The 25,445-nt window shown below is 71.6% G+C and carries 24 protein-coding genes and 1 pseudogene; 19 read left to right on the top strand and 6 right to left on the bottom strand.

The annotated features are described in order from the left end of the window. Positions 1 to 918, top strand: a complete 918-nt coding sequence (locus tag OG798_RS38660) for a PPK2 family polyphosphate kinase (RefSeq protein WP_388308428.1) — start codon at positions 1 to 3, stop codon at positions 916 to 918. Positions 919 to 933: 15 nt separating this feature from the next. On the opposite strand, the gene OG798_RS38655 is transcribed toward OG798_RS38660, so the two are convergent. Further along, positions 934 to 1,440, bottom strand: coding sequence for a hypothetical protein (locus OG798_RS38655; protein WP_121414753.1), 507 nt, complete (start codon positions 1,438 to 1,440; stop codon positions 934 to 936). Between the two features lie 206 nt (positions 1,441 to 1,646). Here OG798_RS38655 and OG798_RS38650 point away from each other — a divergent pair, with 206 nt between their 5' ends. The 10 genes from OG798_RS38650 to OG798_RS38605 all read left to right on the top strand — a co-directional run bounded on the left by OG798_RS38650 (position 1,647) and on the right by OG798_RS38605 (position 11,159). Continuing rightward, positions 1,647 to 2,510, top strand: a complete 864-nt coding sequence (locus tag OG798_RS38650; RefSeq protein WP_095852097.1) for a polysaccharide deacetylase family protein — start codon at positions 1,647 to 1,649, stop codon at positions 2,508 to 2,510. Positions 2,511 to 2,541: 31 nt separating this feature from the next. After that, positions 2,542 to 2,730: a hypothetical protein gene (locus OG798_RS38645; protein WP_095852098.1), complete on the top strand. Its 189-nt coding sequence runs from the start codon at positions 2,542 to 2,544 to the stop codon at positions 2,728 to 2,730. Between the two features lie 61 nt (positions 2,731 to 2,791). Continuing rightward, entirely contained in the window at positions 2,792 to 3,547 is a 756-nt protein-coding gene (locus tag OG798_RS38640; protein WP_328758463.1) for a peptidyl-tRNA hydrolase, read from the top strand. Between the two features lie 46 nt (positions 3,548 to 3,593). Continuing rightward, complete coding sequence (locus OG798_RS38635; protein ID WP_095852099.1) at positions 3,594 to 4,238, top strand: TetR/AcrR family transcriptional regulator; 645 nt, start codon at positions 3,594 to 3,596, stop codon at positions 4,236 to 4,238. 98 nt (positions 4,239 to 4,336) lie between these two features. Further along, on the top strand, positions 4,337 to 4,975 hold the full coding sequence (locus tag OG798_RS38630; protein ID WP_328758462.1) for a TIGR03086 family metal-binding protein: 639 nt from the start codon (positions 4,337 to 4,339) through the stop codon (positions 4,973 to 4,975). Positions 4,976 to 5,094: 119 nt separating this feature from the next. Further along, the gene (locus OG798_RS38625) at positions 5,095 to 5,883 is read left to right on the top strand and encodes a DUF4142 domain-containing protein (RefSeq protein WP_179436408.1); all 789 of its coding nucleotides are present in this window, start codon (positions 5,095 to 5,097) and stop codon (positions 5,881 to 5,883) included. Between the two features lie 187 nt (positions 5,884 to 6,070). After that, positions 6,071 to 7,432 (top strand): DUF692 domain-containing protein, encoded by a 1,362-nt coding sequence (locus tag OG798_RS38620; protein WP_267063039.1) that lies wholly within the window; start codon positions 6,071 to 6,073, stop codon positions 7,430 to 7,432. Positions 7,433 to 7,714: 282 nt separating this feature from the next. Continuing rightward, entirely contained in the window at positions 7,715 to 8,470 is a 756-nt protein-coding gene (locus OG798_RS38615; protein WP_095852102.1) for a DUF4142 domain-containing protein, read from the top strand. Between the two features lie 121 nt (positions 8,471 to 8,591). Continuing rightward, entirely contained in the window at positions 8,592 to 9,380 is a 789-nt protein-coding gene (locus OG798_RS38610; protein WP_095852103.1) for a TIGR04222 domain-containing membrane protein, read from the top strand. A gap of 120 nt (positions 9,381 to 9,500) precedes the next feature. Continuing rightward, entirely contained in the window at positions 9,501 to 11,159 is a 1,659-nt protein-coding gene (locus OG798_RS38605) for an alpha/beta hydrolase (RefSeq protein ID WP_121414758.1), read from the top strand. Here OG798_RS38605 and hemQ read toward each other — a convergent pair whose 3' ends face one another. Both hemQ and hemG read right to left on the bottom strand, forming a co-directional pair. Beyond that, complete coding sequence (hemQ, locus tag OG798_RS38600) at positions 11,160 to 11,891, bottom strand: hydrogen peroxide-dependent heme synthase (RefSeq protein ID WP_054233999.1); 732 nt, start codon at positions 11,889 to 11,891, stop codon at positions 11,160 to 11,162. Positions 11,892 to 11,895: 4 nt separating this feature from the next. Then, positions 11,896 to 13,356: a protoporphyrinogen oxidase gene (gene hemG / locus OG798_RS38595; protein WP_328758461.1), complete on the bottom strand. Its 1,461-nt coding sequence runs from the start codon at positions 13,354 to 13,356 to the stop codon at positions 11,896 to 11,898. A 179-nt stretch (positions 13,357 to 13,535) separates the two neighbouring features. Between hemG and OG798_RS38590 the strand changes: the two genes are divergently transcribed. Together OG798_RS38590 and OG798_RS38585 are read left to right on the top strand one after the other, a co-directional pair. Then, on the top strand, positions 13,536 to 14,522 hold the full coding sequence (locus OG798_RS38590) for a DUF4349 domain-containing protein (protein ID WP_121414759.1): 987 nt from the start codon (positions 13,536 to 13,538) through the stop codon (positions 14,520 to 14,522). Positions 14,523 to 14,549: 27 nt separating this feature from the next. Continuing rightward, complete coding sequence (locus tag OG798_RS38585; RefSeq protein WP_328758459.1) at positions 14,550 to 15,938, top strand: FAD-dependent oxidoreductase; 1,389 nt, start codon at positions 14,550 to 14,552, stop codon at positions 15,936 to 15,938. Positions 15,939 to 16,041: 103 nt separating this feature from the next. On the opposite strand, the gene OG798_RS38580 is transcribed toward OG798_RS38585, so the two are convergent. Then, complete coding sequence (locus OG798_RS38580) at positions 16,042 to 16,377, bottom strand: hypothetical protein (RefSeq protein WP_082417462.1); 336 nt, start codon at positions 16,375 to 16,377, stop codon at positions 16,042 to 16,044. Between the two features lie 124 nt (positions 16,378 to 16,501). Between OG798_RS38580 and OG798_RS38575 the strand changes: the two genes are divergently transcribed. Then, on the top strand, positions 16,502 to 17,326 hold the full coding sequence (locus OG798_RS38575) for a rhomboid family intramembrane serine protease (RefSeq protein WP_267063038.1): 825 nt from the start codon (positions 16,502 to 16,504) through the stop codon (positions 17,324 to 17,326). Positions 17,327 to 17,366: 40 nt separating this feature from the next. Here the strand turns inward: OG798_RS38575 and hemE are convergent, their stop codons facing one another. Next, positions 17,367 to 18,437 (bottom strand): uroporphyrinogen decarboxylase, encoded by a 1,071-nt coding sequence (gene hemE, locus OG798_RS38570; protein ID WP_121414762.1) that lies wholly within the window; start codon positions 18,435 to 18,437, stop codon positions 17,367 to 17,369. 204 nt (positions 18,438 to 18,641) lie between these two features. On the opposite strand from hemE, the gene OG798_RS38565 reads away from it, so the two are divergent. From OG798_RS38565 to OG798_RS38555, 3 genes are all read left to right on the top strand, one after another. Further along, positions 18,642 to 19,268, top strand: coding sequence for a DUF3000 domain-containing protein (locus OG798_RS38565; RefSeq protein WP_177324192.1), 627 nt, complete (start codon positions 18,642 to 18,644; stop codon positions 19,266 to 19,268). A 336-nt stretch (positions 19,269 to 19,604) separates the two neighbouring features. Further along, positions 19,605 to 20,267 carry a response regulator transcription factor gene (locus OG798_RS38560; protein ID WP_054234007.1) on the top strand — a complete coding sequence of 221 codons (663 nt, stop codon included), beginning with the start codon at positions 19,605 to 19,607 and terminating at the stop codon, positions 20,265 to 20,267. Between the two features lie 124 nt (positions 20,268 to 20,391). Next, positions 20,392 to 21,669 (top strand): ribonuclease D, encoded by a 1,278-nt coding sequence (locus OG798_RS38555; protein ID WP_121414763.1) that lies wholly within the window; start codon positions 20,392 to 20,394, stop codon positions 21,667 to 21,669. Between the two features lie 87 nt (positions 21,670 to 21,756). On the opposite strand, the pseudogene OG798_RS38550 reads toward OG798_RS38555, so the two are convergent. Further along, positions 21,757 to 21,849: pseudogene (locus OG798_RS38550) on the bottom strand (carbohydrate ABC transporter permease); the annotation flags it as partial. Positions 21,850 to 22,024: 175 nt separating this feature from the next. Here OG798_RS38550 and OG798_RS38545 point away from each other — a divergent pair. Next, positions 22,025 to 23,251, top strand: a complete 1,227-nt coding sequence (locus OG798_RS38545) for a thiolase family protein (protein WP_054234009.1) — start codon at positions 22,025 to 22,027, stop codon at positions 23,249 to 23,251. Continuing rightward, the gene (locus OG798_RS38540; RefSeq protein WP_328758457.1) at positions 23,248 to 25,374 is read left to right on the top strand and encodes a 3-hydroxyacyl-CoA dehydrogenase NAD-binding domain-containing protein; all 2,127 of its coding nucleotides are present in this window, start codon (positions 23,248 to 23,250) and stop codon (positions 25,372 to 25,374) included. Before OG798_RS38545 ends, OG798_RS38540 begins: the two co-directional genes overlap by 4 nt. Positions 25,375 to 25,445 lie beyond the last annotated feature (71 nt).

Raw genomic sequence — 25,445 nt, 5'->3', positions numbered from 1 at the left:
GTGGCCAAGAAGGACGGCAAGGGTACGAAGGACGGCGAGGGCACGAAGGACGGCGGACAGGGCAAGGGCAAGGCCCCGACCCCGCTGCGCCGACTGCTGCGTGTTCCCGGCGGCAAGGACGTCGACCTCTCCTCGTACGACGCCAGGGCCACGCCCGCCGGTCCGCGCGACAAGGCCGCCGGGCTTGCCGCCCTCGCCCAGATGGTCGAACGCCTCGGCGACCTGCAAGAACGCCTGTGGGCCGCGAGCACGGCGGGTGACCGGCGCCGGGTCCTGCTGATCCTCCAGGGCATGGACACCAGCGGCAAGGGCGGCACGGTCAAGCACGTCATCGGGCATTTCAACCCCGCGGGCTGCCGCATCCGGGACTTCAAGGCGCCGACCGCCGAGGAGCGCCGGCACTCCTTCCTCTGGCGGATCAGACGGGCCCTGCCCGAACCCGGCGAGATCGGCATCTTCGACCGCTCGCACTACGAGGACGTCCTGATCGCCCGCGTCCGCGAACTGGCTCCCCGCAAGGAGATCGCCCACCGCTACGGCAAGATCAACCGCTTCGAGCAGTCCCTCGCCGACGACGGCGTCACCGTGGTGAAGTGCTTCCTGCACATCTCCTACGAGCAGCAGCGCCGCCGGCTCCTCCAACGGCTGGACAACCCCGACAAGCACTGGAAGTTCAGCCCCGACGACATCGACGACCGTGAGCTGTGGCCCGCGTACCAGAAGGCGTACGAGATCGCCCTGGAGCGCTGCTCCACGCCGGAGGCTCCCTGGTTCCTCGTCCCCGCCGACCGCAAGTGGTACCGGAACTGGGCGATCAGCACCCTGCTCCTGGAACACCTCGAGGCACTGAACCCGCAGTACCCGAAGGCCGACTTCGACGTGGCGGAGGCCAGGCAGCGGCTACTGGAGGACAGCTGACCTGCACGGGCCCGCTCAGGTGACCGTGTGGCAGTCGAGTCGGGCGTCGATCTGGGCGGCGGTCCTCGGGCCGTCGTCGGTCCAGTACTGACCGGGCTTCAGTTTCGCGGCGGCGACCGCAGGCAGGCTCACCACGTAGTCGCGCCCCTCACCCCGGGGGTCCAGGTACGCCACATCGAGGGTGCGCGGCACGGGGGCGGGCGTGGCCGCATGACGGTCGAACCCCTCGGCGGACCAGAGCCTGACGACGCCCCTCTTCGCCGACGCCGTCCTCGGACCGGAGGCCCACCAGACGATCGGCGGGTTCGTGTCCTCGGCCTTGTCCCAGTCCATGACCTCCACCCGCCGCAGTTCGTCGGAGGGACAGAGCGGGATCTTGACGACGATCGTCTCCCCTTCGACCCTGGCCCCGACCAGCGTCGTGTCCGCCGGATCCGACGGCCCCAGGAAGCATCCGCTCGCCAGCAGGGCGACCGCGGTGAAGAGGAGGACCGGTGGAGCAACGCGTCGCCGGTTCGGCACCGGAACCCACCCCGTCTCGCGTCGGTCCTGCCGTTCGGATCGGTCGCGACAGGGGTTCGATCCTGCACGCGGACACGGGAAAAGGGAACCGACGTACGAGACGGCATGCGTTGTGCCGGGTCCAGCCGGGTGACTTCCGTGCCCCCGCCGCCGGGCACGTGCGGACAATGGGCGAATTGTAAGTATTGCCCACATATCTTTATCGGGTGATCATTCCAGTACGACGATTCGTCGCGACCTGCGCCCTCGGCGCACTCGGGGTCGCGCTCGCCGCCTGCGGGACCCCAGGAACCCCGCACGCCGCCCGCCCAGGGCACCCCGCGACCGCCCAGCCCTCGCGACCCCCCACACTGGCCCCCGGCTCCAGCGGTATCACTCCCGTCTTCACCAACGGTCCGCGCACGCAGGACAAGATCGTCTCGCTGACCTTCGACGCGGACATGACCGCCGCCGAGGGGCCTCGCGCCGCGGCCGGGGAGCACTTCGACAACCCCGAACTGATCGCCACGCTGCGCGCGTTCAAGGTCCCCGCGACCCTGTTCATGACCGGACGCTGGGCCGACGAGTACCCCAAGGAGGCCAGGGACATCGGGCAGGACCCGCTGTTCGAGGTCGCCAACCACTCGTACAGCCATTACGCCTTCACCGACAACTGCTACGGCCTGCCCACCGTGCCCCAGGAACGGATGCGGGCCGAGGTGGAGGAGGCCTACGCCGCCTTCGAGAGGGTGGGCGTGCTCCACGCGATGCCCTACTTCCGGTTCCCCGGCGGGTGCTACGACCAGCGGGCCCTGCGCACGCTGAGCGCCGTGGGCGTGACCGCGGTGCAGTGGGACGTCGTCAGCGGGGACGCCTTCGCGACCGACGCCGACGCCGTGGCCCGGCAGGTGCTGGAGGGTGTGAAGCCCGGATCCGTCGTCGTCATGCACTGCACGCGCAGCGCGGCTCCGGTGACCGAGCAGGCCCTGCAGACGATCGTCCCCGAGCTGCGGAAGAAGGGTTTCCGCTTCGTGAAGGTCTCCGAGATGATCGGCTCGGCGACGCAGAGCGAGCGGCACGGCACCACGTAGGCGCGCTCCGGTCCCGGCCTACGCTGGGACCATGAGCGACGACTACTGCGCCACCCCGGCGGCCCCCGCCCCGGCACCGGACCCGGCCGACGCCGGGCCGCCGTTCGCCGAGTGCGTGCTCTGCCGGAAGCCGACCGAGTACCCGGAGTCGTACAAGGGGATCACGCTGTGCCCCGTCTGCGAGTGGCAGGAGGCACAGCGGACCGCCTGTTCCGGGTGACGGCGACGGTGGCACGACCGCTCGCCGAAGAACCGATCTTCCGCCTGGCACACTGGAGGGCGTGAGCAGCGACCCGACCGTAGCCGACGCACCCGGCCGACCCGACGTACCCGGCTCGGCCGAGGACAGCCCCTTCCGATCCGAGCGCACCGCGCGCGACGAGGCCCCGCAGTTCGTGCTGCCGCTGGTCGTGCGCATCGAGAAGGCCGCTCCCCCGGCACGCACGGACGCGCTGGAGACCGCGGCCCGCGCCGTGCTGACGATCCTCAGCGATGAGCGGGCCCTCGGGGACGGCGAATGGGCGCAGGCGGTGCGGGACTGGCAGGACGCCCGGATCCGCAAGGTCGTACGACGGGCGCGTGGCGCCGAGTGGCGGCGGGCCGAGACGCTGCCCGGCATCACGGTGACCGGGAAGTCCGCCGAGGTGCGCGTCTTCCCGCCGGTCCCCCTGGACGGCTGGCCGAAGGACCTGGTCAAGCTCCAGGTCTCCGGCACCGACCTCGACGACCCGGAGCCGCCGGTGGACGCGGACCCGACGGCGCCCATGCTGTGGCTCAACCCCGATCTCGACATGTCGGCCGGCAAGACGATGGCGCAGGCCGGGCACGGCGCGCAGCTGGCCTGGTGGGAACTGTCGGACGAGGAGCGGGCGGCCTGGCGCGACGCCGGTTTCCCCCTCGCCGTCCGCACCGCCGACCCGGCCCGCTGGAGTGGACTCACCACCTCCGGGCTGCCGTTGGTGCGTGACGCGGGGTTCACGGAGATCGCGCCGGGGTCGTGCACGGTGGTGGCCGACCATCCTGCGCTGCGCTCCTGACCGATCCCGACCGACCCCGAGTGACCTACGGACCCGAGGAGGCGCGATGGCCGGGACCCGGCTGGACGGCAGGGTCGAACGCGGCAACCGCACGCGGCAGTTGGTGCTCCGCCGTACGGTCGACATCGCCTCGGTCGAAGGACTGGAAGCACTGTCCGTGGGTCGTCTCGCCACCGAGCTCCAGCTCAGCAAGAGCGGGGTCTTCGCGCTCTTCGGCTCCAAGCAGGAACTGCAGCTGGCCACCGTGCGGGAAGCGGCGCGCATCTACGTCGAGCAGGTGACCCGGCCCGCGTCCGAGACCCCCGCCGGTGTCGCCCGGGCCTGGCGGCTGTGCGCACTCTGGCTGGACTACTCCCAGGGCCGGGTCTTCCCCGGCGGCTGTTTCTTCTACGAGGTCATCGCCGAGTTCGACGCCCGGTCGGGGCCCGTGCACGACGCCGTCGCACAGGCCCAGCGGGACTGGGCGGCCCATGTGGAGCACACCATCGCCGAGGCACGCGACCTGGGTGAGCTGCGCTCCGACACGGATGCCGCGCAACTCGCCTTCGAGCTCATCGCGTTGATGGAGACGGCGAACGCGGTGTCGGTGTTGCGTGACGAGACGGACGTCTATCACAGGGCCCGCGTCGCCATCCTTTCCCGGCTGCGCGCGGCGGCCACCGATCCGTCCCTCGTGCCCGAGCCCTCCTGACCTGCCGAGCTCTCCCGACCTGCCGAGCCTTTGACGCGGGATGCCTCATGGCCGAAAAGAAGTAGCACGATCGTTCGCTCAGTTTTATGCTCGGCCGTATGACATCGACCGGAGTGGACATCGTCGAGCTCGACCGGATCGCCGTCTATGAGTCGCTGCGGCTCGTCGGGCTGGCGCGGGGCGCGGACTGGGAGCGGGACACACCATGTGCGGGGTGGACGCTGCGGCGGCTGGTGGCGCACATGGCCGCGCAGCACCACGGGTTCGCGGCAGCCGCCCGGGGAGCGGGGCACGAGACGGCGTACTGGCGGGAGCCGCAGGACATGAGCGACCCGGAGCGGACCTACCGGGGAGCGGCGACGGCGGTGCTGGCCGCGTTCGCCGAACCGGGCGTGACGGAGGGGGAGTTCGTACTGCCGGAGATCAGGGACGGGGGCGGGTTCCCCGGCGGGATGGCCCTCGGCTTCCACTTCGTCGACTACGTGGTGCACGCGTGGGACGTCGCCGCCACGCTCGGCGTCGGACTCGAACTGCCGGACCACGTCCGCGGGGCGGCCCTGGCCGTCGGCCGCCTCGTACCGACGGATCCGGCCGGTCGCGGGCCTGGGTTCGCGTTCGCGCCGCCGGTCGACGTGCCCATGGGCGCGGATCCGCTGGACGAGGCGCTGCGGCTGCTCGGACGTACACCAGAGAAGTGGCCGCTGTCGGCCGACGGCGCCGATTCACAGCTGATTTGACCTGTACAGAGGGTTCGCTTTAGTCGCGCTTGAACATTCCCGGCGCCCCGCACGTATTTCACGTCGCTGGCCAAGTACAGCTTTCCAACGACCAGTCGGTTTCCCCCGGGAGGCTCATTTTGCGGCGTATCAATGGTTCCGCCTTCGTCATCGCGACGCTCGCCGCCACTGTCGGCGCGCTCGCGTTCCCCGTGTGGTCGTACGCCGACCGCGCCGGCACGGGGCAGGCGAATCTGGCGGCGGGGACGGTGAACACGCAGTGGGGGCCCCTGTCCGCCGCCGACCGCGATCTGATCGTGCGCGTGCGGCTGGCCGGACTGTGGGAACTGCCGGCGGGACAGCAGGCGCTCGAGCGGGCCCCCAACAAGGCGATCAAGGAGGTGGGCGATCACCTGATCGTCGGCCACACCGACCTCGACAAGCGGGTACGGGTCATCGCGGCCCAGCTCAATGTCGAGCTGCCGAATCAGCCCAACGCCCAGCAGCAGGGCTGGCTGCAGGAGATGACCGCGGCGACGGGAGCAGAATACGAACGGAAGTTCGTGAACCTGCTGCGAGCCGCGCACGGCAAGATCTTCCCGGCGATCGGCGCGGTCCGTAACTCCACCCGCAACACGCTGGTCCGGCAGCTGGCCTCGGACGCCAACCAGACGGTGCTGGACCACATCACCATCCTGGAGAAGACCGGGAGCGTCGACTTCGACGCCATCGCCAACGACACGGCGGCCCTGTCGACCGCGAGCCCGACCGGTCCCCCGGCGCCGGCCGCCGGCGTCACGGCGCCCTCCGCGCCGCCGGTGCAGCCGGCCGACGGCGTCGTCGCCACGTCGAGTCCGTCGCCCGCGCCGCCGGGACAGGTCAACACCGCCCGGCCGGAGCCCTCGGATCCGGACAACGTGCTGCGGTAGCCGGTGCGTCCGCCGGCGCCTCGGGGCGTCGGCGGAACCTCAAATGTTGCTCTGAACGTCCGGCGACATGGGTTCGGCCCCGCTTCCCGGGGCCATGACTCCGTCACGCCGGAACACGGGTCCGTCGTGAGGAGACAGCGGCCAGGGCTGCAGCTGCCGGGGTTCGAGCGGTGACGGAGGAGGCGACATGACACAGCCGAGGCGGCTGGGGACGGGAATCGGGTGGCGGCCGGAGATCGCCGAGGCCGTGGAGCGCATGCCCGGCATCGACTGGGTCGAGGCCGTGGCGGAGAACCTGTGCCCCGGGCATCTTCCCGAGTCGCTGCTGCGGCTGCGCGAGCGGGGCATCACGGTGGTGCCGCACGGGGTCTCGCTCGGCCTCGGCGGCGCGGACCGGCCCGAGGAGTCCCGTCTCACCGCCCTCGCGGAGCGGGCCGAGGCGCTGGGCTCGCCGCTCGTCACGGAGCACATCGCGTTCGTACGGGCCGGGGGCGCGCTCACCGCCTCGCCCTCACTGGAGGCCGGGCACCTGCTGCCGGTCCCCCGCACCCGGGACGCCCTCGACGTGCTGTGCGAGAACGTCCGTATCGCGCAGGAGGCCCTTCCCGTCCCGCTCGCGGTCGAGAACATCGCCGCGCTGATCTCCTGGCCCGGGGAGGAGATGACCGAGGGGCAGTTCCTGTACGACCTGGTGGACCGCACCGGCGTACGCCTCCTCATCGACGTGGCCAACCTCCACACGAACCACGTCAACCGGGCCGAGGACCCTTCGAAGGCCCTCGACGAACTCCCCGTCGAGGCCATCGCCTACGTCCACGTCGCCGGCGGCTTCGAACGGGACGGTGTCTGGCACGACAGCCACGCCCACCCCGTCCCCCGGCAGGTCCTCGACATCCTGGCCGACCTCGCCTCCCGCGTGACCCCACCGGGGGTCCTCCTGGAACGCGACGAGAACTTCCCGGACCCGGGCGAACTGGAGAGGGAGCTCGGGGCGATCAGAGTCACCCTGACGAAGGCGCGGGCACGGGTCGTGACGCCGTCCGGAACCCCGGCGGGCCCGCGCTCCGGTGAGGCCGCCGCCCCCGCGAACGACACCCCCGGAGCAGCCGGGAGCCACGCGGCCGACGTGGCCGTGGGTACGCGGCAGCGGCTCGCGCTCGGGCAGGCCGCGCTGTTGTCCGCGCTCGTCGCGGGCACCCCCGTGCCCGAGGGGTTCGACCGGGGACGGCTGGGTGTGCAGGCGCGGGCGCTCGCGGCCAAGCGGGCGGACGTCGTCGCGAAGGTGGCGGCGGAGCTGCCGGAGATCCTCGGGGACGCGTACCGGCCGGCGTTCCTCACGTACGCGCAAGGGCATCCGATGAGCGGTGGGTACCGGCGCGACGCGTTGGACTTCGCCGAGTACATGCTGCTCGCGGGGCACCCCGAGGACGCGGAGACGCGGCGGCGGCTGCGTGCGTGGTGGCTGGAGCGGTCCGGCCCGACCCCGCCGTCGCAGCGGCCCACGGCCCGGCTGGCCCGTGCGACCCGACGGGTACTGCTGCGCCGCTGACCCCGCCCGCACCGCAGGAGCCGACGCGGACTCCTACGCGCGCCGTAGTGCCTCGCCCCGGCAGAGTGTGCCGGGGTTAACACCGGGCCCCGTCCGACCGGATCCCACGTCCGTTTTCCAGGGTTTCCTGATGGTCTGGACTCCGGTCGAACCACCTCATTCGGCGCCTTCCTCCCACCCGGCAACCCTTACTCCTCGTACGGCAGTTGGCGTAGTGCCCGAAGTAATATGCCAACCCGCACCCGTAGCGCACTAGCGTGCGGTGCCGCAACAGGAGGCACCATGCGATCCATCAACCGCACCGGATTGGTCAGTGGGACAGGACTCATCGTCGCGGCCCTCACCGCGACCCTCGCTGCCCTGATCTTTCCGATCTGGTCGTACGCGGACCGCGCCGGCACCGGCCTGGACACCCTGAACGCCCAGTCCGTGTCGACGCGGTTCGGTCCGCTGTCCGCACTGGACCGGGAGTTCGTCACCAAGGTCCGGCTCGCCGGGCTGTGGGAGCTGCCCGCCGGCCAGCAGGCCGAGGAGCGTGGCACCACCCAGGCCGTGAAGACGGCGGGCGCACACCTCGTCGAGGGCCACACGTTCCTCGACGCGCGCGTCCGGAACGTCGCCGCACGGCTCGGACTCGAACTCCCGAACCAGCCCAACGCCCAGCAGCGCGGCTGGCTGGCCACGCTCGACGCCGCGCACGGCACGGACTACGACCAGAAGTTCGCGAACATCCTGCGCAGGGCGCACGGCAAGGTCTTCTCCGTCGTCGCCCAGGTCCGCGCGAACACCCGTAACTCCCTCGTACGGGACCTCGCCGACGACGCGAACACCACCGTGCTCGACCACATCAAGGTCCTCGAAGCCACCGGGTACGTGGACTTCGACGCCCTCGCCCAGGACGCCGCGACCGCGAGCCCGCCCCCGCTGACGGCTTCCCCGGCCCCGCCGGGTCCCACCGAGTCCCCGGACAGCCCCGTCCCCGTCACCCCGTCCGGGACCTATCCACTGCCCCCGGCCGCGTCCCGCCCCAAGGGCTAGCCGCGCGGCGCCCCTTGGGGAGCGTCTCGGTGACCACCGGAACGTCACAGAGCCACAACGCTCCGTCCATATCGTGGGCATACCGTGGCGCCGACCTGGACTCCTCGCGTAGAAACACGCCATGTTCTGGGTCCTTCTCCTGCTCCTGGCCTGGGCCGCGGCCGGTATCTCCTGCACTCGGCTGTGCCTGGCCGCCGTGCGCGCGGCGGCGGTCGACGCCGACGCGGCGCGCGGACACCACCTCACGCTGTACGAGGCGGCGTTCCTGTCCGGCGGCCCCGCCCGGGTCGCCGATCTGACCCTGGTGTCGATGGCCCGTCAGCGGCGGCTGCTGCTCGCGCACACGGGCTGGGCGACCGTCGTGGACCCGCGCGGTCGCGACGAGATGGAGCGCTCGGTGATAGGGGCGATAGGTCCGCAGGGTCAGTCCCGGATAGCGCCCGTACGGGCGAGCACGGCCGCCGCGGACTCCGTACGCCGCCTCGCCGACCGTCTCGTCGCCGCGGGCCTCGCCGTGCCCGACGGCGCCCGCACCACCGTCGCGAGCGCCATCCGCCAGGTCCAGGCCGCCGCCGCGGCCGTCCTCGCGCTCGGCGCCGTCGCCGTGCTGATGCCCTCCCCGTCCCGGGCGAGCGAGAACGACGTGCCGATCGCCGTGTGGTTCTCGCTGCCGCTCATCCTTACCGTGAGCTGCCTCGCCATCGCCCGCATCGAGGTCCACCCGTACACGCGCTGGGCCTCCCCGGCCGGACAGCGGCTGCTCGGCACCCTCGCCCGGCACCCCGACGCCACCGGCGACGACCGTACGTACCTCACCTCGGTCGCCGTACGCGGCGTCCGCGCGGTCGGCGAGCCGGAGCTGCGCGCGGCCTTCGCGCACCGCGACCGAAGCCCCGAGCGGCAGCGCTGACGGCGCCCGAGGGGGCGCATAGGGGTCATTGGGGCCGACACCGGCACCAGGTGCTTTACTTCATCAACTGACGAACCAAACATCCCTTTTGTCGCTGCCGTGCGCCGAAGGGGATACGCGATGAGAGCTGCCGTCCTGTACGGAACCACCGGGTCCTTGCTTCTGAGCGGCCTCGTCGCCGCCCCCGCGGGCGGTGCGGCGGCCTGGCCGGACCCCGCGGCCGCCCTCGAGGCGCGCGGCACCGTCGTCGCCGCCGCCCGCGCCGCGAAGGCCGGCGTCCATTGGGGCGCGTGCCCCAAGGGGGACCACTTCCCGGTCGAGATGCGCTGCGGCACGGTCACCGTGCCGCTGGACTACGCGCAACCCGACGGCAAGAAGATCAAACTGACCGTCAGCCGCGCCGGCGCCACCGGCAAGGACCTGCGCAACTCCAAGCACAAGGTGCCGCGTCAGGGCTCCCTCGTCTACAACCCGGGCGGCCCGGGCGCGTCCGGCATGTACTTCCCGCTGATCGGCTTCCTCCCCGAGTGGAAGCGCGTCGCGGCCGCGTACGACCTCGTGGGCTACGCCCCGCGCGGCGTGGACCGCTCGGCCCCGCTGTCCTGCGAGGACCCGAAGCGCTTTCTGAAGGGGCCCGCGCAGTCGCCGACGTACCCCTCGGAGACGTACAAGAAGGAGCGCATCGCGGAGGCACAGGCGTACGCGCGCGGCTGCCTCAAGCGCTCCGGGCAGGGCATCCGCCACTACACCTCGCTCAACAACGCCCGCGACCTCGATGTGCTGCGCGCCGCGCTGGGCGAGCGGAAACTGACGTTCATGGGGGCGTCGTACGGCACGTACTTCGGCGCCCTGTACGCGACGCTCTTCCCCTCGCACGTACGCCGGATGGTGTTCGACTCGGCGGTCAACCCCGACCCCCGGCAGATCTGGTACCGGAACAACCTCGACCAGTCGGTCGCGTTCGAGGCCCGTTGGGCGGACTTCCGCGCGTGGGTCGCCAAGCACGACAAGGAGTACGCGCTCGGCACCACGCCCCAAGCGGTGCTGCGCAACTACGAGAAGGCGCGGGCACGGCTCGCCGCGGCGCCCGCGGGCGGCAAGGTGGGGCCGCGTCAGTTGCAGGGCGCGTTCCTGGAGGCGGGGTACTTCGACGACTACTGGCCGCAGCGCGCCCTGGCGCTGTCCGCCTATCTGAAGGGCGACCCGAAGCCGCTGATCCAGCAGGCCGGGCCGCATCCGGAGGCGTCGGCCGAGGCGGAGAACGGCAACGCGGTGTACACGGCCGTGGAGTGCAACGACGCGGCCTGGCCGACGGACTGGCGTACCTGGGACCGGGACAACACGCGGCTCGCGCGCGTGGCACCGTTCGAGACCTGGGACAACGCGTGGATGAACCTGCCGTGCGCGTACTGGCCGGTGCCGCGGCAGAAGCCCCTCGATGTGCGGACGCTGCCCGGGGCGCTGGCGCCGGTCCTGATCCTGGCGGCCCAGCGGGACGCGGCGACGCCCTATGAGGGGGCGGTGGAGCTCCAGCGGCGGCTGTCCGGCTCGGTCCTGGTGACCGAGAACGGCGCCGGGACGCACGGGATCGCGGGCGGGCCCAACAAGTGCGTCAACGGCTACCTGGACGCGTACCTCCTGGAGGGCCGCCTCCCGAAGCGGCGCACGGCGTGCGCCCCGCACGCGGAGCCCAAGCCGGCCGCGCCGGGCGGTGACAAGACCACCCGGCACGACGCGCAGGCCCGTGAGGACGCGAAGACGACCCGCCAGGCTCCCTGATCAGGCGAGCCCGGCGACCAGCTCGGCCACGGACTTACGGCGGCCCGTGTAGAACGGGACCTCCTCGCGGACGTGCATGCGGGCCTCGGAGGCGCGCAGGTGGCGCATGAGGTCGACGATGCGGTACAGCTCGTCGGCCTCGAACGCGAGCATCCACTCGTAGTCGCCGAGGGAGAACGAGGCGACCGTGTTGGCGCGCACGTCCGGGTAGCCGCGGGCCATCTTGCCGTGGTCGGCGAGCATACGGCGGCGGTCCTCGTCGGGCAGCAGGTACCAGTCGTAGGAGCGCACGAAGGGGTAGACGCTCACATAGTTGCGCGGCGTCTCGTCGGCGAGGAACGCCGGGATGTGCGAGCGGTTGAACTCGGCGGGGCGGTGCAGCGCCATGTTCGACCAGACCGGCTCCAGGGCGCGGCCCAGCCTGGTGCGGCGGAAGAGGTTGTACGCCTCCTGGAGCTGGTCGCTGGTCTCGGCGTGCCACCAGATCATCAGGTCGGCGTCGGCGCGCAGCCCCGACACGTCGTAGGTGCCGCGGACGGTGACGTCCTTCGCGGCGAGCTGGTCGAAGAGCTCCTGGACCTCGTCGGCGAAGCCGGCGCGGTCCTCGGGCAGCACGTCCTTCAGCTTGAACACGGACCACAGGGTGTAGCGGATGACCTCGTTGAGGTCCTTAGCCAGCTTGCCCTTGTTCGGGACCCTGCCGGACTCGGTGGTGGGGGCGTCGTCACTCATGAGGCTATTCTCCCGCTCCGCCGTGCAGGCTCTGCACCGGGTTCGCCCTCAGCTCGTCCAGTCCGGCGCGGTCGCCGCCGAGCTGGTCCACGGCGGCGTACGCGCTCGCGACGCACGCGGGGATGCCGACCCCGTCGTACGCCGCGCCGCAGACGGCGAGCCCCGGGAGCTTGGCCACGTGCTCGCGGACGCGGGCCACACGCGTGTGGTGCCCGACCGGGTACTGCGGCAGGCCGTCGTCCCACCGGGTCACCCGGGTCGCCACGGGCTCGGCGGCCAGGCCGGTGGCCTCGCGCAGGTCGTGCCGGGAGACGTCCACGAGGTCGGCGTCGTCGCGGCCCAGCACCTCCGTCTCGCCGTACCGCCCGACGGAGGTGCGCAGGACGAGCAGGTCGGGGTTCTCCTCGGCGATCCAGCCCCACTTCCGGGAGGCGAAGGTGGATGCCTTGATGGTGTGGCCGTCCACCGGCGGCACCAGGAAACCGCTCCCTTCGGGGAGCCTGATGTCCGCACGCCGGTAGGCGAGCGTCACCAGCGCCATGGAGGCGTACTCGACACCGGCCAGCTCGGTGGCCGCCGCGGGCGCCTCGGCCCTCAGCAGGGCGGCGGCCGCGCCTGCGGGCACCGCGACGACGACCCCGTCCGCGTGCAGGACGCGTCCCCCGGCCACCACCCGCCAGCCGCCGTCCTCGGCGCGGCGCAGCTCCGTCACCGTGGTGCCGGTGAGGATCTCGCCGCCCCGCGCGCGCACCGACCGCGCGACCGCGAGCGGGAGTTGGCCCACTCCGCCCTCGATGCCCATGAACACCGGTCCGGTCTGCTGGGCCGCGGCCGCCTTCGCCTGGATCTCGCGGACCGCCTCGGTCAGGGAGACATGGGTGCGGACGGCGGCGAACAGCTGGGGGACGGCCAGCCGCATCGAGATGCGGTACGCGTCGCCCGCGTAGACGCCGCCCAGGAGGGGCTCGACCAGGCGGTCGACGACCTCGCGGCCGAGGCGTGCCGCCACGTACTCCCCCACGGCCACGTCGTCGCCGACTTCCGTGCGGGGCAGCTCGGCGTCGCGCTCGATGCGGGCCAGGCCCTCGTCGGAGAGGACTCCGGAGAGGGCGGTGGCCGTGCCGGGCACGCCCATGACGTGGCCCTTGGGCATCGGGCGCAGCGCGCCGCGCGTCCACAGGGAGGCGGTCGCGGTGGCGGGCGGCTGGAGGCGGTCGGCGAGGCCCACCTCGCGGGCGAGCGCGACCGCTTCCGGGCGGCGGGCGAGCATCGACTCGGCGCCGAGGTCGACCCGAGCGCCCGCGATCTCGCCGGGCAGCAGCTTGCCGCCGACGCGGTCCGACGCCTCCAGGACGGTCACCCGCGCGCCGCGGCCCAGCAGGCGGTGGGCGGCGGCCAGACCGGCGATGCCGCCCCCGATGACGACGACCTGTCCCGTACCCGTACGACTGTCCTGTGCGCGCATGCCTCCACCTTCTCAGACCCCGCTGACAGGCCCGCCGGGACCCGGAGCCGTCGTCCGGTACGGCGGTGTCCTGCGCGAGTCCCGACCGTGACCGCATCGCGATCGGATCCGGCCAACGTCGTGCCCTGCTCCGGCGTCGAAGGAGGGTCAGCAGTCACCAGCCACGGGGGTACGCCCACATGCACACACGACGTTCCGCACGAACCGGCCCGGTTGTCGCCGGGATGGTCCTCGCCGCCGCCCTCGCGGTGACGGGCTGCGGCGCAGCCGACGGTGGCTCCGCCTCCAGCGCCGACAAGGCGGCCGCGCCGGGCGCCGAGAACGCCCGCTCGGACGCGGCGGGCAGCGTCGCCTCGGGCGCGGGCGGCGCGAAGTCCACCAGCCCGTCCAAGGCCACCGGCACATCCGTGCCGACCGGCAGCCACATCATCCGCACCGCCTCGCTGACCCTGCAGGTCAAGGATGTGCCCAAGGCGCTGGACGCCGCCCGCACCGCGGCCGTCGACGCGGGCGGCTACGTCGGCAACGAGACGACCACCCGGGACGGCGGGGGCCGCGAGCGCACCCGAGCCGTACTGCGTGTGCCCACCGACCGCTACGACGCGGTGCTCTCCTCCCTGGAAGGCACCGGGAAGGTCGTCGAGCGGACGGCGAAGGCGGAGGACGTCACCGACCAGGTCGTCGACGTGGAGAGCCGCGTCAAGTCGCAGCGCGTCAGCGTGGCCCGGGTCCGCGAGCTGATGGACCAGGCCACCAAGCTGAGCGATGTGGTCGCCCTGGAAGGGGAGTTGAGCACCCGTGAAGCGGACCTCGACGCCCTGCTCGCCCAGCAGGCGTCCCTGAAGGACCGCACCAGCCTGGCCACCATCACGCTCTCCCTCTCCGAGACCCCGCTGAAGGCGGCCGCGAAGAAGTCCGACACGCCGGGCTTCGTGGACGCGCTGACGGGCGGCTGGGACGCGTTCGTCACGATGCTGCGCTGGATCGCCGTGGTGTTCGGCGTGGTGCTCCCGTTCCTGCTGAGCGCCGGGCTCCTCCTGGCGCTGTGGCTGCGGCTCGCCCGCGCGGGGCGGCCGCGCCGGCCCGGGGCCGAAGCGGCTCCCGCGAGCGCGGGTTCGCTGCCGGTGGCACCGCCGGTGCGCGAAGAGGGTGGCGACGAGGACTGAAATGCCCGGTCCCCGTAGCGTGTTCGCATGAGCATGAGCCGTACGGAGCGACTGGTCGTGATCGGGGGTGACGCGGCGGGCATGTCCGCCGCGTCACAGGCACGCCGGATGCGCGGGCCCGACGAGCTGGAGATCGTGGCGTTCGAACGCGGTCACTTCAGCTCCTACTCGGCCTGCGGCATCCCGTACTGGGTGGGCGGCGACGTCCCCGAGCGGGACCGGCTGATCGCCCGGAGCCCGGCGGAACACCGGGAGCGCGCGATCGACCTGCGGATGCGCACCGAGGTCACGGAGATCGATGTCGCCGGGGGCCGCGTCCGATCGCTCGACCTCGAGACCGGGGCCGAGGAGTGGACCTCGTACGACAAACTCGTGATCGCGACCGGCGCCCGTCCGATCCGCCCCGACCTGCCGGGCGTCGACGCTCCGGGCGTGCACGGCGTGCAGACCCTGGACGACGGCCAGGCCCTCCTGGACACACTGGCGACGACCGAGGGCCGTCGCGCGGTGGTCGTCGGCGCGGGCTACATCGGCGTGGAGATGGCCGAGGCGCTCATCAACCGCGGGTACGAGGTGACGGTCGTCAACCGCGGCAAGGAGCCGATGTCCACCCTCGACCCGGACATGGGCCGCCTGGTGCACACGGCCATGGAGAACCTCGGCGTCACCATGGTCAACGACGCCGAGATCACCAAGTTCCTCACCGGGGACGCGGGCCGGGTCCGCGCGGTGGCCACCGAGGACGCGGAGTACCCGGCGGACGTGGTCGTACTCGGCATCGGCGTACGCCCCGAGACCACGCTCGCACGGGCCGCGGGACTCCCCCTCGGCGACCACGGCGGGCTGCTCACCGACCTGGCGATGCGGGTGCGCGGACACGAGAACATCTGGGCCGGCGGCGACTGCGTCGAGGTGCTGGACCTGATCTCGGGACGCGAACGGCACATCGCGCTGGGCACGCACGCCAACAAGCACGGCCAGGTCATCGGCTCCAACGTGGCCGGCGGGTACGCGACCTTCCCCGGTGTCGTCGGTACGGCCGTGAGCAAGGTCTGCGATCTGGAGATCGCCCGCACCGGACTGCGCGAGAAGGACGCGCACCGGGCGGGCCTGCGGTTCGAGGCCGTCACCATCGAGTCGACCAGTCGCGCGGGTTACTACCCGGACGCGGACCTCATGACGGTGAAGATGCTCGCCGAGCGCCGCACGGGGCGGCTGCTCGGCGTGCAGATCGTCGGCGGGGAAGGCGCGGCGAAGCGGGTCGACATCGCCGCGGTCGCGCTGACCGCGGGCATGACGGTGGAACAGATGACATCCCTGGACCTGGGCTACGCGCCCCCGTTCTCACCGGTGTGGGACCCCATCCTGGTGGCGGCACGCAAGGCGGTGACGGCGGTACGTAAAAACGCCGCGTAAGTGGAGCGCCCCGAAGGGGCGCGGGGCTGTGACATATGCGGCTCCGCCGCGTGGGCGCGACCAGCCACAACGCACCCGCAGTCAACACTCCACCGCTGCGCGCCTACGCCGATTCGTGCCCCGCATTCCCATTGATCCGGTCTATCGCCTGCCGCGCCTGCTCGGCCGGCGGCCGCGCCGGCAGCGAGGACACCGACGCCGAGGCGGTGACGGCCGCGGGCTGCGTCGTCGGCGGCTTGGCGTGGGCGGCCGACCGCGCGGAGCGCAGTCGGTGGCTCACGGCCTCGTCGAGGGTCACCGGCCGCTGCATCCGCGCCGCGAGCCGTCCGGCCTCCTGGCCGAGCGCGGCGACGTCCTCCCAGGGGAGGTGCAGCACCAGGGCGATTTCCGCCTCGCCGTCGGGCAGGGCATGCATCGGAGGAGTAACTCGGTCGTTCATCGCCTGTGTCCTCACGTCTCTCGCGTCGCGTCTTCGTCGCGGTGCGGGCGGTTGAGGAGACATACGGATGCGAGGGCGGGGACGTTCACGGATTCACCCGGCGTATCCCGGGCACTAGTTCCTCGTGGTCATCCCCGTCCATGACGTGAACCCGGTGCGCCGCACGCCCTATGTGACGTATGCGCTGATCGCCGCCAATGTTCTGGTGTTCCTCTACACGCCCGGCCTCGCGGGATCGGTGGCGGGTGACAGCGGGCTCTCCCAGCTGTGCCATCTGCACGCGTTCCTGGAGCACTACGCCGCGGTGCCGCAGGAGTTGGTCCACCACCAACTGCCCCGCCTGGTCCCGACCGGCGACGTCGGCGTCGGCGTCGGGTCAGGAGGCCCCGGGTGCCTGGTGGGCCCGCCGACGTACGACAAGTCGCCGCCGCTCTCGGTCCTCACCGCGATGTTCCTGCACGGCAGCTGGCTGCATCTGCTCGGCAACATGCTCTTCCTGCTGATCTTCGGCAACAACATCGAGGACCGCCTCGGACATGTGCGGTTCTCGGTGTTCTACGTGGCGTGCGGTTACGCGGCCGCGTACGGCTTCGCGTACCTCAACGCCGACTCGGCCGACCCGCTGATCGGCGCTTCCGGAGCGATCGCCGGAGTCCTCGGCGCCTATCTGGTGCTCTATCCGAGGGTCAGGGTCTGGGTGCTCGTCCCGTTCCTGGTCTTCCTGCCGCTGCGCCTGCCCGCGTGGCTGGTGCTGGGCTTCTGGTTCGCGTTGCAGGCGGTGTACTCGTCCGGCGGCGGCGTCTCCACCGCCGGAACCGTGGCGTACGAGGCCCACGTGGTCGGCTTCCTCGTGGGGATGCTGCTGGCCTGGCCGCTGCGCCCGGGCACCCCGCCACCACCGGAACCGCGCAGCCTGCTGTTCGGCAGACAGGCGCGGCACGGCTGGTGAGGAGGGCGGCGTCGAGGCGTGCGCCGTCCCCCGTAGGAGGTCAGCGCTCGGTCTGCTGGTGGACGTACTCCACGAGACGGGTCAGCGCGTCCGGGTCGATGCTCGGCATGACGCCGTGGCCGAGGTTGAAGACATGGCCCTCCAGACCGGCGGCGGCGTCCAGCACCTCGCGGGTCTTGGCTTCCACGGCCTCGGTGGTAGAGAAAAGGACGGCGGGGTCGAGGTTGCCCTGGAGCGCCTTGCCGGGACCGACACGGCGCGCGGCCTCGTCGAGCGGGACGCGCCAGTCGACGCCGACGACGTCCGCGCCCGCCTCGCCCATGAGGCCGAGCAGCTCGCCGGTGCCGACGCCGAAGTGGATGCGCGGAACGCCGTACGCGGCCACGGAGTCGAAGACCTTCGCGGACGCGGGCAGCACCGAACGGCGGTAGTCGGCGGGTGCCAGGGCGCCGACCCAGGAGTCGAAGAGCTGGACGGCACTGGCGCCCGCCTCGATCTGCACCTTCAGGAAAGCGGAGGTGATCTCGGCGAGACGGTCGATCAGGTCGGCCCACAGCTGCGGGTCGCCGTACATGAGCGCCTTGGTGTGCTCGTGGTTCTTGGACGGGCCGCCCTCCACGAGGTAACTCGCGAGGGTGAAGGGCGCGCCCGCGAAACCGATGAGCGGGGTCTCGCCGAGCTCGGCCGTCAGGAGCTTGATCGCCTCGGTGACGTACCAGACGTCCTCGGGGGTCAGATCGCGCAGCTGGGCCAGGTCGGCGCGGGTGCGGATCGGGTTCGCGACGACCGGGCCGACGCCCGGCTTGATGTCGAGGTCGATGCCGATGGCCTTCAGCGGGACGACGATGTCGCTGTAGTAGATCGCCGCGTCCACGTTGTGCCGGCGCACCGGCTGGAGGGTGATCTCGGCGACCAGCTCGGGCCGCATGCAGGAGTCCAGCATGGGAATGCCCTCGCGCACCTTGAGGTACTCGGGCAGCGAGCGACCGGCCTGCCGCATGAACCACACGGGCGTGTGCGGCACGGGCTCGCGCCTGCACGCCTTGAGGAAGGCGGACTCGTACGTGGCTGTCGGCGGCTGGCCCGCGGCGGGGCGGTCATTGGCACTCACGACGGAAAGTCTCGCATGCCCCGCCGACCCGCAAGTGCCGGGCTCCGGCGCCCGGAGCGATCCGCTCCCGCCTGCGCTTTCGCGCGGCACGATCCGGACAGTGGTCCGGCGCACGGGTGTCTCTCCCTGCGCGCGGGCTCCGTTCCCCTTAATCTTCCCCGCATGGCTGCGGCTCAGGGACGACTGTCGGACGGCGCTGGCGAAATGGACGATGCCAAGGAGGGGGACCGGGATGCGAGGGAGACGGCTCCGCCACCCTTCCGGGCTGCCGTCGACGCACTGAGGGCCGCGCGGCTGCGGCCCGAGATCGAGATCGACCCGACGCGCCCACCACAGCGCCTGGCCCCCTACGCGTACGCGTTGGAGGCCGCGGTCGTCGCCGACGACGAGGACCTGGCGGACGGCCGGCTCATCCTGTTGCACGACCCGGCGGGGCACGACGCCTGGCAGGGCTCCTTCCGGCTGGTGACGCTGGTGCGCGCGGAGCTGGAGCCGGAGATGGCGGCCGACCCGCTGCTCCCCGACGTCTCCTGGTCGTGGCTGACCGGCGCGTTGCAGGCCCGCGGTCTGTCGTACGGCGAACCGAGCGGCACCGTCACCCGGGCGAGCTCGCACTACTTCGGGGGGCTGTCCGAGCGCCCCGCCGCGTCCCAGATCGAGATCCGGGCCTCCTGGACGCCTCGCGAGGGCCTGGGCGGCGTACCGGACACGGCCGCGCACCTCGCCGCCTGGTGCGATCTGCTCTGCCAGATCGCGGGCCTGCCCCCGGCGGGGCCGGGCGACGGCTCGGTGGTGACCCTCCCGCAGCGCCGGGGGCCGCAGTCCCGCTGAACGCCCTTCTTTCGCTTCTCCGTCTTCCGGGGCGCCCGTGTCATGTCGAACGGGCGCCCTTTTCGACCTCACGGAACGCCGCGCCCTTTGCCGAGTTCCTTGCCGAGGTTTTGTCGATACGGCCACTTTCAGCCGTGTCGCGACATGGAACGACTCGGTTTGATCTTCGGATGATCGATCGCGTGTCCGAATTGCACGGATTGTTACTCACCAAATCGTGATCATTCTCTAAAGGCGGACGGGTTTGATGCCGAAGACGTCTGTGACCTTGAAAGCACGGTTCGCCCCGGCTTCATCCCCACAGCCGGTCCCCGTCCCGCACCCCCAGGAGGCCTGGTGTCCGTTCTCCTCGAGCAGCCCGCAAGCCTGGTCGCCTACCGCCCGAACAAGCCGACCGCCATGGTGGTCGTGGCCGACCCACGGGTCCGATCCACCGTCACCCGCCACCTCTGGGCGCTCGGAGTGCGCGACGTCATCGAGGCGTCGTCCGTCGCGGAGGCCCGTCCCCGAATCGGCAACCCGCGCGACATCTGTGTCGCCGACGTCCACCTGCCCGACGGCAGCGGGCTCACCCTGCTGTCCGAGACCCGAGCCGCCGGCTGGCCCAACGGCCTCGCCCTCTCCGCCGCCGACGACATCGGCGCCGTGCGCAACGCCCTCGCGGGCGGCGTCAAGGGCTATGTCGTCACCGGCACCCGTACGAACGTCGGGCTCCCCACCCGACCCGGTGTCGCGCCGATCGGCTCGGCCGCCGCCCGTATGCACCGCCGCCCCCCGGGTGCCCCGAGCCACCCGGGCGGCTACCGCGAGCTCTCCGGCCGAGAGGTCGAGGTGCTCCGACTCGTCGCCGAGGGCCAGTCGAACAAGGCCATCGGCGTCTCCATGGGCCTGTCCGCGCTGACCGTCAAGAGCCACCTCGCCCGCATCGCCCGCAAGCTCGGCACGGGCGACCGCGCCGGGATGGTGGCGGTCGCCCTGCGGACGGGGATCATCCACTGAAAACGGGGGCACACCCCCCACCGGACCGGAACTTTCACCGACCTGACTGGTTTACGACCCTCCTGCGCCCGTCGACGGAACGTTCCGTCGGCGGGCGTAGTCCATACACAGATACCCTTGACAGGTGACCGACGCCCAAGAGACCGCAGAAGACAGCTCACTGCGAACCACCGGAGGCGGCCCTCCGGACGACGTCGAATCGGCGCCGATCCCTTTGCTTGAGCCCCGAGAGGGCATTCCGCCCGTCGTCGCCGACGAGGCCTCGCTCGCCGAGGTGATCGCGGCCTTCGCCGCCGGCTCCGGCCCCGTGGCCGTGGACGCCGAACGCGCGTCCGGGTACCGATACGGCCAGCGCGCCTATCTGGTGCAGCTGCGCCGCGAGGGCGCCGGCACCGCGCTGATCGACCCCGTCGCCTGTCCCGACCTCTCCGGGCTCGGCGAGGCCATCTCCGGCGTCGAGTGGGTGCTGCACGCCGCCACCCAGGACCTGCCGTGTCTGCGGGAGATAGGCATGGTGCCGACGCGGCTCTTCGACACCGAGCTGGCCGGACGCCTGGCCGGGTTCCCCCGAGTGGGCCTGGGCGCGATGGTCGAGAGCGTGCTCGGCTTCGTACTGGAGAAGGGGCACTCCGCGGTCGACTGGTCCACGCGCCCGCTCCCGGAGCCGTGGCTGCGCTACGCCGCGCTCGACGTGGAACTGCTCGTCGACCTGCGCGACGCCCTGGAGAAGGATCTCGACCGGCAGGGCAAGCTGGACTGGGCCCGACAGGAGTTCGACGCGATCGCGCAGGCCGAGCCCGCGCCGCCGCGCAAGGACCCCTGGCGCCGCACGTCCGGGATGCACAAGGTGCGCCGCCGTCGGCAGATGGCGGTCGTGCGGGAGCTGTGGGAGGCCCGGGACCGGATCGCCCAGCGCCGGGACATCTCGCCGGGCAAGGTACTGGGGGACGGGGCCATCGTGGAGGCCGCGCTCTCCCTTCCGGCCAACGTGCACGCGCTTGCCGCGCTGAACGGGTTCGGGCACCGGATGGGGCGGCGCCAGCTGGAGCAGTGGCAGGCCGCCGTGGACCGCGCGAAGGCAGTGCCGGACGCCGAGCTGCCGCAGCCGGGGCAGCCCGTCACCGGGCCGCCGCCGCCGCGTGCCTGGGCCGACAAGGACCCGGCCGCCGCCGCCCGGCTCTCCGCGGCGCGGGCCGCCGTGTCGGCGCTGGCCGAGCAGCTCAACATGCCGCAGGAGAACCTGATCACTCCGGACACGGTGCGGCGGGTGTGCTGGGAGCCGCCGGCCGGTGCCGACGCCGAGTCGGTGTCGGCCGCGCTCGCCGGGTACGGGGCTCGGGCGTGGCAGGTGGAGTTGGTCACACCGGTACTGGTGGAGGCGCTGGCCGTTAAGGGTGCCTAATCGCCGTACGTGGTTCTGACGTACGGCGAATGGGGGTTGTTTCGCGTCGCTCGCGCAGTTCCCCGCGCCCCTTTCGGGGCGCGGTTTCGTCTCCCGTGCGCTCCGAAAGGGGCCTTTGAAGCGAAAGAGCGACGTCGAGATCACGCCAAGATCCCCGGATGGCCCACACAGGAACGGGAGGGAGAGCGAGACGATGTCCGTGCCCGAGCGGAGACGATCGGCGGATGTGACGTTCGCCGCTCCCGTCGTCGGGGCTGGGCAGGGTGGTTACTCGCAAGTAGCATGACGGGGTGAGCGCGCGCTCAGTCGCGTGCGACGCGCAGCAGTGCCATCCCGCATCTGGAGGAGAGCCATCGTGCCTCGTACCGTCAGGGACGTCGTCTTCGTCGACGGCGTCCGCACCCCGTTCGGCAAGGCGGGCCCGAAGGGCATCTACCACGAGACCCGCGCCGACGACCTCGTCGTGAAGGCCATCCGGGAGCTGCTGCGCCGCAACCCCGGCCTCGACCCGAAGAAGATCGACGAGGTCGCCATCGCCGCGACCACGCAGATCGGTGACCAGGGTCTGACCCTGGGGCGGACCGCGGGCATCCTCGCCGGACTGCCGCAGTCGGTTCCCGGCTACTCCATCGACCGCATGTGCGCGGGCGCGCTGACCGCCGTCACCACCACCGCGGGCTCCATCGCCTTCGGCGCGTACGACGCCGTCATCGCCGGTGGTGTCGAGCACATGGGCCGCCACCCGATGGGCGAGGGCGTGGACCCGAACCCGCGGTTCGTCAGCGAGAAGCTGGTCGACGAGTCCGCCCTGTTCATGGGCATGACCGCCGAGAACCTGCACGACCGCTACCCCACGATCACCAAGCAGCGCGCCGACGAGTACGCCGTGCGCTCGCAGGAGAAGGCCGCCAAGGCGTACGCCAACGGCAAGATCCAGCAGGACCTGGTGCCGATCTCGGTGCGCAACACCAACGCGGACGCCGGTGAGACGGGCTGGGGCCTGGTCACCGCCGACGAGCCGATGCGCCCGGGCACCACGCTGGAGAACCTGGCCGGCCTGAAGACCCCGTTCCGCGTCCACGGCCGGGTCACCGCCGGCAACGCCGCCGGTCTGAACGACGGTGCGACCGCGTCGATCCTCGCCTCCGAGGACTTCGCCCGCGAGAACGGCCTGCCGGTCAAGATGCGCCTGGTCTCGTACGCCTTCGCGGGCGTCGAGCCGGAGGTCATGGGCTACGGCCCGATCCCGGCCACCGAGAAGGCCCTCGCCCAGGCCGGCCTGTCGATCGAGGACATCAACCTCTTCGAGATCAACGAGGCCTTCGCCGTCCAGGTGCTCGCCTTCCTGGAGCACTACGGCATCGCCGACGACGACGCGCGCGTCAACCAGTACGGCGGCGCGATCGCCTACGGCCACCCCCTCGCCTCCTCCGGCGTCCGTCTGATGACGCAGCTGGCCCGCCAGTTCGAGGAGCAGCCGGAGGTCCGTTACGGCCTCACCACCATGTGCGTCGGCTTCGGCATGGGCGCCACGGTGATCTGGGAGAACCCGCACCACAAGGACGCCGGAGGCAACAAGTGAGCACCACTGAACTCCTGAAGGGTGCGGCCGAGCTGTTCCCCGACGAGGTCGTGACGTCCGCGCACGTACGCCACCTCGACCTGCCGTTCGGTGCCGGGCGGTTCGCGCTCATCACCCTTGACAACGGCTTCGACCACACCAAGCCGACCACCTTCGGCCCGGCGTCGCTGGCGAACCTCAACACCGCCATCGACCAGGTGGAGGCGGAGGCCGCGGCCGGCGAGATCGTCGGTGTCGGTGTCACCGGCAAGCCGTTCATCTTCGCGGTCGGCGCGGACCTGAAGGGCGTCGAGCTCCTCAAGAACCACGACGACGCGCTCGCCATCGGCAAGGGCGGCCACGAGGTCTTCAAGCGCCTCGCGGGCATCGCGGTCCCGACCTTCGCGTACTACAACGGCGCGGCGATGGGCGGCGGTGTCGAGGTCGGTCTGCACTGCCAGTACCGCACGGTGTCGAAGGCCATCGCGGCCTTCTCCCTCCCCGAGGTCTTCCTCGGTCTGGTCCCGGGCTGGGGCGGCTGCACGCTGCTCCCGAACCTGATCGGCGCCGACAAGGCCGTCTCGGTCATCATCGAGAACTCGCTCAACCAGAACAAGCAGCTCAAGGGCAAGCAGGTCTTCGACCTCGGCATCGCCGACGCCCTCTTCGAAGGCGCCGACTTCCTGGAGCAGTCGCTGATCTGGACCGCGTCCGTCCTCAAGGGCGACATCGCGGTCGAGCGTCCCGAGATCGACCGCGGCGAGGCCTGGGACCAGGCCGTCGCCAAGGGCCGGTTCATCGCCGACGGCAAGGTGCACGGGGCGGCTCCGGCCGCGTACCGCGCCCTCGACATCATCGAGGCGGCCAAGGACGGCGACCTGCAGAAGGGTTACGACGCCGAGGACATCGCCCTCGCCGACCTGATCATGGGCGGCGAACTGCGTTCCGGCATCTACGCCTTCAACCTGGTCCAGAAGCGCGGCAAGCGCCCCGCGGGCGCGCCGGACAAGAACCTGGCCCGTCCGGTCACCAAGGTGGGCGTCGTGGGCGCGGGCCTGATGGCCTCGCAGCTCGCCCTGCTCTTCCTGCGCCGCCTCGAAGTACCGGTCGTCCTCACGGACATCGACCAGGAGCGCGTCGACAAGGGTGTGGGCTACGTCCACGCCGAGATCGACAAGCTGCTGGCGAAGTCCCGCATCAACCAGGACAAGGCCAACCGCCTCAAGGCGCTGGTGACCGGTGTCCTGGACAAGGCCGAGGGCTTCTCCGACGCCGACTTCATCATCGAGGCCGTCTTCGAGGAGATCGGCGTCAAGCAGCAGGTGTTCGCGGAGGTCGAGGCGGTCGCCCCGGCGCACGCGATCCTCGCCACCAACACCTCCTCCCTCTCGGTGACGGAGATGGCGTCGAAGCTGAAGAACCCCGAGCGGGTCGTGGGCTTCCACTTCTTCAACCCGGTCGCGATCCTGCCGCTCCTCGAGATCGTGCGCGGCGAGCAGACGGACGACGCCTCGCTGGCCACGGCGTTCGCCGTCGCCAAGAAGCTGAAGAAGACCGCGGTGCTGGTGAAGGACGCTCCGGCGTTCGTCGTCAACCGCATCCTCACCCGCTTCATGGGCGAGATCCAGAACGTCATCGACGAGGGCACGCCGGTCGAGGTCGCGGAGAAGGCGGTCGAGCCCCTGGGCCTGCCGATGTCTCCCCTCGTCCTGCTGGAGCTGGTCGGCCCCGCGATCGGTCTGCACGTCTCGGAGACCCTCAACCGGGCCTTCCCTGACCGCTTCACGGTCTCCCCGAACCTCGCGGCCGTCGTCAAGGCGGGCAAGCGCGGCTTCTACGTGTACGACTCCGGGAAGCCTGAGCTGGACCCCGAGGTCGCGGCGCTCCTGAAGCAGGGTGACGTGGTCCTCACGGAGGAGCAGGTGCGTGCCCGTGTCCTGGACGCGGTCGCCCAGGAGATCGGTCTGATGCTCGACGAGGGTGTCGTCGCCGAGGCCCAGGACATCGACCTCTGCCTGATCACCGGTGCCGGCTGGCCCTTCCACCTGGGCGGGATCACTCCGTACCTGGACCGTGAGGGCGTCTCCGAGCGAGTGACCGGCAAGCGGTTCCTCGAGGTCGGGGTGGCTTCCGTCCCCGCGTAGCCGCTCCGCTGTGTCTCCCGGGTGCCCTGTATGCCGACGTGGCGTACGGGGCACCCGCCGTTTCCCTCGCC

Origin of the sequence: Streptomyces sp. NBC_00271 (genome assembly GCF_036178845.1) — a bacterium.
In the GTDB taxonomy this organism is placed as follows: domain Bacteria; phylum Actinomycetota; class Actinomycetes; order Streptomycetales; family Streptomycetaceae; genus Streptomyces.
Note: the sequence above shows the minus strand (reverse complement) of the source record. Positions and strands in the feature narration are given on the sequence as shown.

Excerpts from the sequence above, each read along its gene's own strand:
- OG798_RS38645 (WP_095852098.1), top strand. The coding sequence starts at position 2,542 with ATGAGCGACGACTACTGCGCCACCCCGGCGGCCCCCGCCCCGGCACCG.
- OG798_RS38635 (WP_095852099.1), top strand. The coding sequence starts at position 3,594 with ATGGCCGGGACCCGGCTGGACGGCAGGGTCGAACGCGGCAACCGCACG.
- OG798_RS38630 (WP_328758462.1), top strand. The coding sequence starts at position 4,337 with ATGACATCGACCGGAGTGGACATCGTCGAGCTCGACCGGATCGCCGTC.
- OG798_RS38620 (WP_267063039.1), top strand. The coding sequence starts at position 6,071 with ATGACACAGCCGAGGCGGCTGGGGACGGGAATCGGGTGGCGGCCGGAG.
- OG798_RS38615 (WP_095852102.1), top strand. The coding sequence starts at position 7,715 with ATGCGATCCATCAACCGCACCGGATTGGTCAGTGGGACAGGACTCATC.
- OG798_RS38610 (WP_095852103.1), top strand. The coding sequence starts at position 8,592 with ATGTTCTGGGTCCTTCTCCTGCTCCTGGCCTGGGCCGCGGCCGGTATC.
- OG798_RS38605 (WP_121414758.1), top strand. The coding sequence starts at position 9,501 with ATGAGAGCTGCCGTCCTGTACGGAACCACCGGGTCCTTGCTTCTGAGC.
- hemQ (WP_054233999.1), bottom strand. The coding sequence starts at position 11,891 with ATGAGTGACGACGCCCCCACCACCGAGTCCGGCAGGGTCCCGAACAAG.
- hemG (WP_328758461.1), bottom strand. The coding sequence starts at position 13,356 with ATGCGCGCACAGGACAGTCGTACGGGTACGGGACAGGTCGTCGTCATC.
- OG798_RS38590 (WP_121414759.1), top strand. The coding sequence starts at position 13,536 with ATGCACACACGACGTTCCGCACGAACCGGCCCGGTTGTCGCCGGGATG.
- OG798_RS38585 (WP_328758459.1), top strand. The coding sequence starts at position 14,550 with ATGAGCATGAGCCGTACGGAGCGACTGGTCGTGATCGGGGGTGACGCG.
- OG798_RS38580 (WP_082417462.1), bottom strand. The coding sequence starts at position 16,377 with ATGAACGACCGAGTTACTCCTCCGATGCATGCCCTGCCCGACGGCGAG.
- OG798_RS38565 (WP_177324192.1), top strand. The coding sequence starts at position 18,642 with ATGGACGATGCCAAGGAGGGGGACCGGGATGCGAGGGAGACGGCTCCG.